The organism is Aquabacterium sp., from assembly GCF_016234775.1.
In the GTDB taxonomy this organism is placed as follows: domain Bacteria; phylum Pseudomonadota; class Gammaproteobacteria; order Burkholderiales; family Burkholderiaceae_C; genus Aquabacterium.
Genome location: NZ_JACRAH010000042.1, coordinates 151,810 through 163,492 on the forward strand (window position 1 = coordinate 151,810; position 11,683 = coordinate 163,492).

An 11,683-nucleotide genomic window follows, 5' to 3' on the forward strand; every position below is an offset into this window, starting at 1 on the left:
CCGTAGGTAGTTCCCGTGAGAAGAGGTTGAGTGGTCGCCACTGCAGTAACTCGATGTTGCCCGTTGACGGCCTTCAGTTTTCTTCCCACAATCAGGCCCGCAAGTCTTCCCACAATGGGTGGTTTGCGAAGCAGGTTAAATCGCGATAAGCCCTTTATCTATCGGTGTTGTGGCGTGTTTTGAGGTCCAGACTCCCTGGAGTCGAATCCTCTCACCCCGACCAGGTTTCCCGAGAAAAAAGCCCGCCAGGTTCATGCAATCGGCGGGCTTTTTCTTTGGTGCTGTGGCACGGTGCCCCCATCACAGCCTGGGATCCCTGTGGGTGTCAGACCAGGCCAGCCAGCTTCAACACGAGCCCGATCAACGCGCACGCTGCGATCACGTGGATCACATTGCGCTTGAAGCGAAACAGGGCCACGGCCGCCGCAACGGCGATCAGGGCGGACGCCACATCGAAGTGGCCCGAGAAGCCCTGCGGCCAAAGCACGTGGTACGCAAAGAACAGCGCCAGGTTCAGGATCACGCCGACGACGGCGGCCGTGATGGCGGTCAGCGGGGCGGTGAACTGGATGTCATCGTGCGTGGATTCGACCAGCGGCCCGCCCGCCAGAATGAACACGAAGGAAGGCAGGAAGGTGAACCAGGTCACCACCGTGGCGGCCACGGCGCCCGCCATGAACAGCGCGTCAGGCCCGAACAGGGCTTTCGCGTAGCCGCCCACAAAGCCCACAAACGCCACCACCATGATCAGCGGGCCGGGTGTGGTTTCACCCAGGGCCAGGCCATCGATCATCTGCGCGGGTTGCAGCCAGCCGTGGTGATCCACGGCACCTTGGTAGACATAGGGCAGCACGGCATAGGCGCCCCCGAAGGTCAGCATGGCCGCCTTGGTGAAGAACCAGCCCATCTGGGTCAAGGCGTGGTCCCAGCCAAAGCGGGTGCTGAGGTAAGCCATGGGCACAAGCCACAGCAAGGCGCCGATCATCAGCACCTTGGTAAGGCCCGCCCAACTGAACACGGCATGGGCCGGTGTGGGCGTGTGGTCATCGATCAGGGCGGTGCCGTAGGACTTGTCTGCCGCACCATGGCCGCCGCCGGACTTGAACGAGGCCGGCGACCACTTGCTGCCTATCCAGCCCGTGATGGCGGCCAGCAGCACGATCAAGGGGAAGGGCAGGTTCAAGGCAAAGATCGCCACGAAGGACGCGGCCGCAATGCCCCACAGCACCTTGTTCTTCAAGGCGCGGCTGCCAATGCGGTGGGCCGCCTGAACCACGATGGCCGAAACCGCCGGTTTGATGCCATAGAACAGCCCGGCCACCAGCGGCACGTGGCCGAAGGCCATGTAGATCCACGACAGCGCGATGAGGATGAACAGCGAAGGCAGCACGAACAGGACGCCTGCCACGATGCCGCCCCAGGTGCGGTGCATCAGCCAGCCGATGTAGGTGGCCAGCTGCTGCGCCTCAGGACCGGGCAGCACCATGCAGTAGTTCAGCGCATGCAGAAAGCGTTTCTCGGAAATCCAGCGGCGGCGCTCCACCAGCTCCTGGTGCATGATCGCGATCTGCCCGGCCGGCCCGCCAAAGCTGATGAAGCCCAGCTTGAGCCAGAAGAAAAATGCTTCGCGAAAGCTGACGCTGATCGGCTCGGACATGCGCGGCTACCCTGCGGTTTGGTGGAAGCCCGAGAGGATAACCTTGACTTGCCTCAAGGTTCGATGCGGGGTTGCCCATTGAGTTGATGGCGCAGTTTGGACACCGCGATATACACATCCTTGCGTACACGCGAGATGCCGCCCAGCGGACGGTGTGCGGCGATGCTGTGCCATGGCGTGAACGAGCGCACTTCGCAGGTCTGGGCGTCTTCAGGCGTCTGCGCCGGGATGGTGATGCGGGCCACGGGCACAAACGGTGACTTGGCTTCCTTCCACTCGATCGTCGGGTCTTCGATCGGCATCTCGGCGGGTACGGTGCGTGTCTGCACCATGAAGTCGAAGCAGGCCGAGCCCGTGGCCAGTTGTGCCGTCAGGTTCTCGCTCATGCGGTTGGCTGTGTCGGACTGTTCGACGAAGGTGCCGCCCGCACAAGGCCTGGCCGAGAACTTCATCTGCTCGCTGCCCAGCTTCGACGGCGTCGTGCTCCAGTAGCGCGAGTTCAAGGGGTTGAGCACCTTGTGCCCTGTGAAGCCCAGGATGATGGGAGTCTCATGGAAGAGGTGGGCGGCCAGCCAGCCTGTCAGGGCCAATCCGCCTCCTGTTGCTGCTTTCTGAAAGGCCACATAGTCTGCGGCGTTGCGGACGAAGAACACCGGGTGGTTGGTCATCAGGAAGTCCTGCGTGCTGGCGCTTTGCTCGTCCTCCAGCAGCTTGGGGCCACCTACGCCCATGATCTTGAGTGCCATGCCTCGCGCGTCATTCTTGTGGTCGTCCTGAGATGAGCCCGAACCATTCGAGAAGCGCACGACCGCGTTGTAAGACTTGGGTGTGGCGAACAAGCCTTGCGCCATATGGGACGGCAGTTTGTCCAGCACGGTGAAGGTGGCCTGCACACAGCCGTGTGACTTGCGGTGGGCGTCCCGGAAAGCATGGCCGTTCTGGTCGAACCCGGCTTGCACGGAGGTGCGGATGGCCTCGGCGAGTGCGGCCGTGGCGGCGGCTTCACCGGCGGGGATGATCTCGCCATCCGCATTCGGGGGTGATGTTGCGACGGTCGTGGCGGCACAACTTACCAGGCTGGACAGCAGCAGGGTGGTGGCCAGCGCGCTCATGCGTGAAGGAAATGGGGCAATGTGGGGCATGGAGTCTTTCTCGCCTGAATGGTTTTCGTTGCTCTGATGGCGCTGAACTATGCGCCGTGATCGCGATGCCCCATAGGGACATGCCCGCCACCCGGATAATTCGCTGGATGCGTACTCTGAGAATGGACATTCAGGTCCTGCGGGCCATCGCGGTCCTGTCCGTCCTGATCTTTCACTTCGACCTGCCCGGCCTGAACAAGGGTTTCCTGGGCGTCGACATCTTCTTCGTCATCTCCGGCTACCTGATGTCTCGGGTCATTGTCGACGAGATGGACGAAGGGCGCTTCAGCCCGGCCTCCTTTTACTTCAGGCGTGCCCGGCGGCTGCTGCCGGCAGCGTGGGTCATGTTGGCATGCGTGACCTTGCTGGCACCCTGGGCCTTGACCATCAGTGCGCTGCACGACTACGCCACGCAACTGGCCGGTGCGCTGGGCTTCGTTGCCAACATCGTGCTGTGGCAGCAAAGCGGCTACTTTGATGGCGAGGCGACGCTCAAACCTTTGCTGCACACTTGGTCATTGGCGCTGGAGGAGCAGTACTACTTCGTGCTGCCCTTGTTGCTTGGGCTCATTGGCTTGATCGGCCGGCGCTGGCGCGCAAGCGCTCTGCTGGTGCTGACGCTGGCGAGTTTCGCCCTCTGCCAATGGGGGCTCCGGCATGAGCCATCTGGCGCGTTTTACCTCTTGCCGACGCGTGCCTGGGAACTGCTGGTGGGGTCCTTGTGCGCCTTGCCTGGTTGGCAGGCGCGCCTTGAGGGGCGGGTGCGTGTGGACATGGGCTGGGTCTGGCTGCCTGTGATGGCGTTCGGCCTGATAGCTGGCGTGGACGATGTGCACCCCAGGGGTGATGCCTTGCTGGTGGTGTTGAGCACGGCAGGGTTGGTGCTGATGCCGTCGGCCATGTTGCAGTCGCAGCGCGTCTGGATGCGGCCCCTGCACTGGATTGGCGACCAGTCCTACTCCTTGTACCTGGTGCACTGGCCCTTGATCGCGCTGGCCAAGAATGTCTGGCTGCAAGGTGCGCCGGCCTGGTTGTCGTGGGTGTTGTTGCCCGTGTCGTTCGGGTTGGCGCAGTTGTCGTATCGGTATGTCGAACAACCTTTCCGGCGCGTGGCCACGCCAGCCTTGCTGGTTCGCCGATTGAGCTGGATTCTGTTGGGGTTGGCGCTGGCCTCGGCCTGGATGTGGCATCACCTGCAGACCGCCGGGGCCGTGGACTGGCGGAAGGTCCGGCAGCCGAACTATGGCTTGTCGGCGACGTGTGACTTCGAGGGCGACTTCGAGGACGTGTCAGCCTGTCGGGTTGGTGGCCGACCTCGCACGCTGGTCTGGGGCGACAGTTATGCCATGCACCTCATGCCGGGTCTGGCGCCCTCCGCGGCGCTTGGTGGCCTGGTGCAGGCAACGCGAAGCTCTTGTGCACCTTTGTTGAGCCATGCGCGTCAGGTTCGCGCGGATCCCGCAGATCGGGGGGCAAGGTGCATGGCCTTCAACCGCTCTGTGCTGGCCTACCTGCGTGCGCATCCACAAATCGAGTTCGTGGTGCTGTCCGCACGTTGGCAGTATTTCTTCGATGACCCGGTCGTGGACGCCCAGGGGCGTATCGTCAAGCCGACACATGATGAGTTGATCGCTGCATTGAGCCAGACGGTCAAGGCGGTGAGGCGGATGGGGCGCAAAGTGATCATCGTGTCGCCCCCGGCCTCTGTGGGGCCGCAACTGGACCTGGGCTTGTGCGCCGAGCGGCATCTGCAGGGCCTGGTGTCCTTCATGCATCAAGCCGACCAGCGCTGTGCGTTTGCTCAAAGCGATCACGAGCGTTATCAGGCACCTGTGATCGCGTTGCTGGATGCGGTGGCGCAACACGCGGGCGTCAATGTGGTGCGTCTGGACAAGTTGACCTGTCGCAACGGCCGTTGCATGAGTGTCATGGACGGCATACCGCTTTACCGCGATGCCGGCCACCTGTCTCGGGATGGGGCCAGGTACTTGGGGCAGCGGCAGGACCTAGGTCACATTCTGGTGAGCATGGCGCGTTAACCACAACTCAGTCGCTATCATGAAGGCTTGTGTCACCCTGATTCAGAAGGGCCTGCCAATTGTCTAGTCGCCATTCATTGTCGAAACGGATGCTGGTCGCGCTGCTGGCCATGATGGGCGCAGGGCAGGTTCTGGCCGCCTACTCGCAGATCATCGCCTTTGGAGACAGCCTGTCTGACACAGGCAATCTGTACAAATTGTCCCTGCCCTTTCTGGGTGGGTATCCCGGCGAGCCCTACTACCAGGGCCGCTTTTCCAATGGGGCTGTGGCGGTAGAAGCCATGGCTGCTGACCTGGGTGTGCCGGTGACCAGCTACGCCGTAGGCGGCGCGCAGACCGGCATGAATAACCAGGGCGGGCCCTTTCTCGATGGTACAGGTGTGACCGGCCAAATCATGAGCTACGCCCAGCAGATACGCGGGCGAAGCTCAGATCCGGACGCGCTGTATTTCGTATGGGCCGGCCCCAATGACTTTTTGACCGGTGGCAACATCTGGTCAGCCAAGACCTCGACTAAAGCCTATGGCAACATGGTGGCCAACGTTGACGGCCTGTACTACCTTGGTGCTCGGCATTTCTACATTCCCTTGATGCCGGACTTGAGCCTGACGCCTGCGGGTCAGCAATCTGATGCGGCCTATCAAGCGGCGGCGGCGCTGCGCACGGACGAATACAACCGCCTCTTGCTGGCGGGTATGAGCAGTCTGGCGACGCGGTACGAGGGCATGAATGTGACCTTGTTCGACACGGCGGGTTTCATGTCTGCGCAAATCCCTTCGCTGCAAGCGACGGGTGTGGAGACGGTGGCTGCCTGTTTCAACATCAGTGCCGGCACGACCTGTCAGCAGCCCGATGCCTATCTGTTCTGGGATGGGCAACACCCGACTGCCTTCACCAATCAGATGCTGGGCCGCGCATTTGCGTCAGCTGTGCCAGAACCTGGTGTACCCAGTTTGATGGGGATCGGTGCCGTCCTGATGTTGTTGCACGCTGGACGCCGGCGCAAGCCACTATTGATCTGATTGGTCATGCAAGACCAGAAGGGGCATCGCCCATGCAGCTGGCCGTGGGCTGGCCTGTTGGCGCTGTTCCTCTTGTGGGCATGCCCCGCCCAGGCCGAGGTGGCCGCGGTGGCCAGCGCGCCGCATGTGGTGGCGTCGCAGGCATCCCCGGCACCCCGTGTTCTGCGCGATGCCCACTGGCTGGCCAAAGCCTGGGCCATGCCGGTCGCCTCGCGCTATCGGTCTCATATCGAGTACCAGCGCAACCTGTCATTTTGTGGGCCAACGAGCCTGGCGAATGTGGCCCATTCGATGGGTCAACCCATGGATCAGACTGCGGTACTGGAGGGATCCGGCATCAGCACGCTGGCGGGCTATCTGCCTTCAGGCATCACCCTGGACGCGCTGGCTCAGGTGGCACGCCTTCGCTTCAGCGGGGCGCGCGTGACGGTGCTGCGGGGTTTGGATCTGGCCGCGTTTCGGCAGCATCTGCGGCGCGTCAATGAGCCAGATCGACGCTACATCGTGAACTTCTCGCGCACGCCTTTGTTTGGCAAAGGCGGCGGTCATCACTCGCCGATCGCGGCTTTCCTGGAGGCAGAGGATCTGGTGCTGGTGCTCGATGTCAACCAGGCATTCGGCTCCTGGTTGGTGAAGTCCGCCGATTTGCTGGCGGCGATGAACACGCATGATGACAGTGCGCAGGCCATGCGAGGCCTTCTGCTCATCGAGCCTTGAAGCCTGGTTCCGGTGTCATCCAGGTCACCTCGACGCGCAAGCCGCCCAGGCGGGGAGAGCGTGCCACGCGAACTTCGGCATGGTGAACTGCAGTAACCCGTTTGACGATGGACCATCCCAGGCCACTGCCTGGCATCTCGTTGCCGAGCACCCGGAAGAATCGCTCACCCAGTCTGGCCGCATCAGCCTCGTTCATGCCGGGTCCACTGTCCTCGACAATCAAGGTGAGCCCATGCCCTGGCTGCCTATCCAGGGTCAGGTGGATATGGGCGTGCGCTGGGCTATAGCGTGAGGCGTTGTCGATCAGGTTGCGGATCAAGGTGCTCAGCAGCGTGGCATTGCCCGTCACCATGCAGGGCGACGAGGGGGCATCCAGCTCGACGAGCTGTTGTTTGTCCAGCCATTGGCTTGCGCTGTCGGCCATGACCTGGCGGGTCAAGGCAGCCAGGTCCAGCGGTTGCAGATCCAGTGCCTGCCCCGATTCCAGCCTGGACAGCGTCAGCAATTGCTCAACCAGTCGGGTGGCGCGATCGCAGCCCGCCAGCGTGGCCTGCAGCGCATGGCGGCGTGGCACTTCCTGCGATTCGGCCAGCGCCACCTGAGCCTGTGTGCGGATGGCGGCAATGGGCGTGCGCAACTCATGTGCTGCATCAGCCGTGAAGCGCCGCTCGGATTCCAGCAGCGTCGAGATGCGGCCAAACAGCCCGTTGAGGGCTTGCAGCAAGGGGCTCAGGTCGGCGGGGGTGTGGTGGAGTTCGATGGGGGCCAGCGCATGCGCCGGCCTGGCCTCCAGCGTCTGGCGAATCTGCCTCAAGGGCAGCAGGCCGCGCCGAATGGCCAGCCACACGGCCAGCATCAACAAGGGCAGGGCGACCAGAATGGGCCACAGCATCCCGTGAAGAATCGCCATGAGGATGTCGGCCCGAGAGTCGATTTGCTCGCCGACATAAACCTGCACATCACGCTCGGCGCCGCGGGTGGCGAATACGCGCCAGCGCGTGCCGTTGATCTCGACCGTGCGATAGCCTTCGTGGGCATCCACATGTGCGCCGTCATCGTCGTCGTCGTTGGCGACGTCACGGCCTGCCATCGCAACCATGGGGGTCTGGGGCGCATTGCTCGTACGCAATGCAAGGCGGCCTTCGTGGAACACCTGAAACGCGACCTTGGGCGCGTAGCGGTGCAGGCTGGGGGCATCCAGATGATGGTCATCATCATCCTGGGTGTGGCTCTGCTGCGCCACCAGCAAGGCGGCCGCCTGGGCCAGGTGGCTGTCCAGCAACTCATCGAGTTCATGACGGGCGTCGACCCAGGTCAGGCCGATGGCCACGAACCAGATGGCCAGCACGCTGGTGGTCACCAGCGCCAGCAGTCGGCTCTGAATGGAGAGGGGAGCACGCATGCTTGAACGGCCTCAGTCCTTGGGTAGGATGTAGCCTACCCCGCGCACAGTCTGGATCAAGGGGTTGCCCAGTTTGCGGCGCAGGTGGTGCACATGGACCTCAATGGCATTGCTGTCGATTTCCTGCCCCCAGCTGTAGAGATGCTGTTCCAGCTGTTCGCGAGACAGCACGCGCCCGGCGTTGAGCAGCAGGGCATGCAGGAGATCGAACTCGCGGCCCGACAGCGTGACGGTCTGTCCGCCTTGCTGCACGGTTCGCCCGGCTGGGTCCAGTTCGATGTCTTGTGCACTTAGCTTGTCGAGTGGTTGCCCATGGGCGCGTCGAATGAGCGCCCGCAGTCGGGCCGATAGTTCATCCAGATCCACGGGCTTGATCACGTAGTCATCGGCGCCGAGATCCAGCCCTTTGATGCGATCAGGTACGGCATCGCGCGCCGTGAGGATCAGGATGGGCAGCGTCATGCCCACGCGGCGCACGGTGGCCAGCACGTCGAGGCCATCGCGCCTGGGCAGGCCCAGATCCAGCACGGCGGCCGCGTACGCCTGAGTGCGCAGTTCACGGTCGGCGGCCTCCCCATCGCACACCCAGTCCACCTGGAAGCCCTGTTGACGCAGGCCAGCCTGCAGGCCATCGCCCAGCAGGAGATCGTCTTCAGCGAGCAGGATGCGCATGGGGTGCCCGTGTCCTTGGTTGGTGGGGATCAATCGTCATCATCGTCATCGCCATGATGGCCCGCATCTTGAGATTGCATAGCGGCTTGCTTTGCTGGCGTCGGAGCCTGTTGCCATTGCAGCCACCAGAAGGCGAGCACCGCTGCGAGCATCAACGTAGCCAGGCTGGTCCAGGCGCGTCGGATGCCATCCCGCGCTTGGCCAGTCTTGTAGCCCGTGATCATGGCACGCACCAGATTTTCCTTGTGCAGGCGACTGCTCAACCATACACCGGCCACATGGACCCCGATGATGATCAGCATCAGATTGGCAAGCACTTCATGCGCTTCTTCCAGCCACTCGCCGCCCAGCTCGTTGAAATTGGCCCACCCGGTGCTGGTGACGGCTGCGGTCAGCCCCAGGATCAGCATGATGGCCAGCGCGCCCGCCGGGTTGTGGCCCAGATGGTGTTGCGGTTGAGCAGTAGGGAGTGAGCGCAGGTAGCGCAGCACGGCAGCAGGGCCGCGCACGAAGCTGGCGAAGCGCGCATGGCGCGTCCCGACGAGGCCCCAGATCAGGCGGAAGGTCACCAGGCCGGCCATGGTGTAGCCCAGCGTCACGTGGACCAGTCGCCAGCGCTCTGTTTCCGCCGTCAGATAGGCGCCGGCGAAGCACAGCACCATCAGCCAGTGAAACAGGCGCACCGGCATGTCCCACACGAGCACCTTCTCAGCGGGGGATGCGGATGAATCGTTCATTGAAATCTCCTTGGTCTGCTCGGGTGTGGCAGGCCGCACAGTTGGATGGGCTCTTGATGCTGACGCGCTGCCAGGTGGATGCGCCCACCTCGTCGTGCTCATGCAGGAACCACGATGAGCGGGTGATGCGGTCTTGAGGTGGTGCGCGGCGCTCACCAGCATGGGCGGCCAGCCAATCGCTCAGTTGGCGGGTGGTGGTGGCATCGAGTGACGCGTCGGTGCCGAAGTGGCGCGGCAGGTTTGTCATCAGCCTTTGCCAGGATTCGGCGGGCAGCAGCCGAGGTGGATAGGCGACATGGCAGGCTGCACACTCCTGCTGGTAGCGGGGATGCAGCGGCACGCGGGATGCTTGGCCTTTGTCATCATCGGCCTGAGCTGCGCTGACGAGTACGACGGCCGACGCAAAGGCCAGCAACAGTGGGGCGGATCTCATGGGCGCTCCTTGAGGGTGATCAGCCAGGCCAGGACATCGGCCTTCTCGGCTGCGGTGCATTCGCGCCCGACCACGTCATTGCAGTTGCGGCGGAACCATTTCTCGGCCTTGGCGGCTTCGGTGAAACGATCAGGGTTGAAGGCGGGCGCCAGCGGGCGGATGGCTTTGCCCGTGGCGGCGTGCTGGCCGGCCTGAGTCGGCGTGGCGCCATGGCAGCTCGCACAGCGCCACTCGCGTCCGTGCAGGCCTGTGAAGAATTGCTGGCCGCGCTGGGCGTCTGCAGCGCGCCCGGCCTGTGCGGCATAGGCGGCCAGTAGTTTTTGGGGCGTGTCGGCGAAGGCCGTGCCAGGGCCTCCCAGGCTGACGATCAGCATGGCAACCAGCCTGGGGGCACGGGTGGCTCCGCGAAGCAGTGTGGTGAAGTGTTGTGTAGTCATCATGGCGACTCCTTGGGGGCCATGATGGTGGGCCAGCCTTATGGCTTCCTTAAGGCTCGGCCGTGATAAGAACGCTCGTGATGGGCTTACTTGTCGTGCAGCGAAGCGTCGTGCTTGGCCTGCCCGGCACGTTGGGCCTTGTAGATGCCCGTGTGGCCCGAAAACAGGTAGCTGATCACACAGGCGAGCGCCGCAAACAGGCCAATTGGCGCGCCAAACAGCTCCATGGCCATGAGCGTGCAGGCCAGCGGCGTGTTGGCTGCACCCGCAAACACCGCCACGAAGCCCAGTGCCGCCATGAAGCCGACGGGCTGATGCAGCAAGGGCGCCAGGGCATTGCCCAGGGTCGAGCCAATGAAGAAGAGGGGCGTCACCTCGCCACCCTTGAAACCAAAACCCAGGGACCAGACCGTGCTGAGCAGCTTGCCCGCGAAATCCCATGCGGGCACGGCTTGCTGGAAGGACTCGGCCACGGGCGCCAGGCCCAGGCCGATGTAACGCCAGCCATCGCCAAACCAGACCACAGCGGCCAGGATCACGCCACCGACGACAGGGCGCAGCGGTGCATGGCTGATCCAGACCTTCACGCGGCTTGATAGCAGATGGGCTGATTGCGCAAACAGCATCCCGATCAGACCGAAGATGCTGCCGGCCAGCATCACGGCAATCAGGGTCCAGACCGTCAGGCCAGGTACCGCGCCGATGGCGTAGTGGGCGTGCTGGATGCCCCAGAGCCTGGTGACCTGATCGGCCACGATGGCCGCCACGAAGCAGGGCCACAGGGCGTCGTAGCGCATGCGGCCCACCATCAGCACTTCCAGCCCGAACACGGCGCCCGCCAGGGGGGTGCCGAACACGGAGGCAAAGCCCGCGCTGATACCCGCCATCAGGAGCAGGCGACGATCGTGGGGCGACAGCTTGAACAACTTGGTGAGCTGGTCAGCCAGCGCCCCGCCCATCTGCACGGCCGTGCCTTCGCGCCCCACCGAGGCGCCAAACAGATGCGAGATGACGGTGGCCAGCAGAATCAGTGGTGCCATGCGCAGCGGGATGGTGCGCTTGGGGTCATGGATTTCATCGAGCAGCAGGTTGTTGCCGCCTTCCACGCTCTGGCCAAACTTGAGGTAGACCCAGCCGACCACAAAGCCAGCCAGGGGCAGCAACCAGATCAACCAGCGGTTGGCCTCACGTGTCGCGGTGGCCCAGTCCAGCGAGACCAGGAACAGGGCCGAGGCCGAGCCGGCCAGGATGGCCACCAGGGTGGCCAGCAGCAACCATTTGCTGACCTGAGGCAGGAGGTCGAATTGCTCGGGGAGGTTCATGCTGAGTGGAAAGGCCGATGGCCCGGATCTGCATGTCCTTCATGCAAATCGTGGGCCATCGGGGCTTCCGTTCAGGAATTGTAGTGGCCCGGCATGGGGTGGG

Annotated in this window: 11 protein-coding genes; 3 read left to right on the plus strand and 8 right to left on the minus strand. The window is 63.4% G+C overall.

Annotated features, from left to right (window positions below):
- Window positions 1-325: 325 nt before the first annotated feature.
- Together chrA and HY836_RS12940 are read right to left on the minus strand one after the other, a co-directional pair.
- Window positions 326-1,657: a chromate efflux transporter gene (chrA, locus tag HY836_RS12935; protein WP_290676562.1), complete on the minus strand. Its 1,332-nt coding sequence runs from the start codon at window positions 1,655-1,657 to the stop codon at window positions 326-328.
- Between the two features lie 53 nt (window positions 1,658-1,710).
- On the minus strand, window positions 1,711-2,799 hold the full coding sequence (locus HY836_RS12940) for a catalase family protein (protein ID WP_290676563.1): 1,089 nt from the start codon (window positions 2,797-2,799) through the stop codon (window positions 1,711-1,713).
- Between the two features lie 122 nt (window positions 2,800-2,921).
- Here HY836_RS12940 and HY836_RS12945 point away from each other — a divergent pair, with 122 nt between their 5' ends.
- The 3 genes from HY836_RS12945 (at window position 2,922) to HY836_RS12955 (ending at window position 6,577) form a co-directional block, all read left to right on the plus strand.
- Window positions 2,922-4,838: an acyltransferase family protein gene (locus tag HY836_RS12945; protein ID WP_290676564.1), complete on the plus strand. Its 1,917-nt coding sequence runs from the start codon at window positions 2,922-2,924 to the stop codon at window positions 4,836-4,838.
- An 89-nt stretch (window positions 4,839-4,927) separates the two neighbouring features.
- On the plus strand, window positions 4,928-5,860 hold the full coding sequence (locus HY836_RS12950) for an SGNH/GDSL hydrolase family protein (protein WP_290676565.1): 933 nt from the start codon (window positions 4,928-4,930) through the stop codon (window positions 5,858-5,860).
- A gap of 6 nt (window positions 5,861-5,866) precedes the next feature.
- Window positions 5,867-6,577 carry a phytochelatin synthase family protein gene (locus HY836_RS12955; protein WP_290676566.1) on the plus strand — a complete coding sequence of 237 codons (711 nt, stop codon included), beginning with the start codon at window positions 5,867-5,869 and terminating at the stop codon, window positions 6,575-6,577.
- Here the strand turns inward: HY836_RS12955 and HY836_RS12960 are convergent.
- From HY836_RS12960 to HY836_RS12985, 6 genes are all read right to left on the minus strand, one after another.
- Window positions 6,564-7,979 (minus strand): ATP-binding protein, encoded by a 1,416-nt coding sequence (locus HY836_RS12960; RefSeq protein ID WP_290676567.1) that lies wholly within the window; start codon window positions 7,977-7,979, stop codon window positions 6,564-6,566. The two genes, HY836_RS12955 and HY836_RS12960, sit on opposite strands and share 14 nt — an antisense overlap.
- 12 nt (window positions 7,980-7,991) lie before the next feature.
- Window positions 7,992-8,651, minus strand: coding sequence for a response regulator transcription factor (locus tag HY836_RS12965; protein WP_290676568.1), 660 nt, complete (start codon window positions 8,649-8,651; stop codon window positions 7,992-7,994).
- Between the two features lie 29 nt (window positions 8,652-8,680).
- Window positions 8,681-9,388, minus strand: coding sequence for a cytochrome b/b6 domain-containing protein (locus HY836_RS12970; protein ID WP_290676569.1), 708 nt, complete (start codon window positions 9,386-9,388; stop codon window positions 8,681-8,683).
- The gene (locus HY836_RS12975; protein WP_290676570.1) at window positions 9,360-9,821 is read right to left on the minus strand and encodes a diheme cytochrome c; all 462 of its coding nucleotides are present in this window, start codon (window positions 9,819-9,821) and stop codon (window positions 9,360-9,362) included. The genes HY836_RS12970 and HY836_RS12975 overlap by 29 nt, the downstream gene beginning before the upstream one ends.
- The gene (locus tag HY836_RS12980; RefSeq protein ID WP_290676632.1) at window positions 9,818-10,195 is read right to left on the minus strand and encodes a DUF1924 domain-containing protein; all 378 of its coding nucleotides are present in this window, start codon (window positions 10,193-10,195) and stop codon (window positions 9,818-9,820) included. The genes HY836_RS12975 and HY836_RS12980 overlap by 4 nt, the downstream gene beginning before the upstream one ends.
- A 149-nt stretch (window positions 10,196-10,344) precedes the next feature.
- A complete protein-coding gene (locus HY836_RS12985) occupies window positions 10,345-11,580 on the minus strand; it encodes a voltage-gated chloride channel family protein (protein WP_290676571.1) in 1,236 nt (411 codons plus the stop codon).
- Window positions 11,581-11,683: the final 103 nt, after the last annotated feature.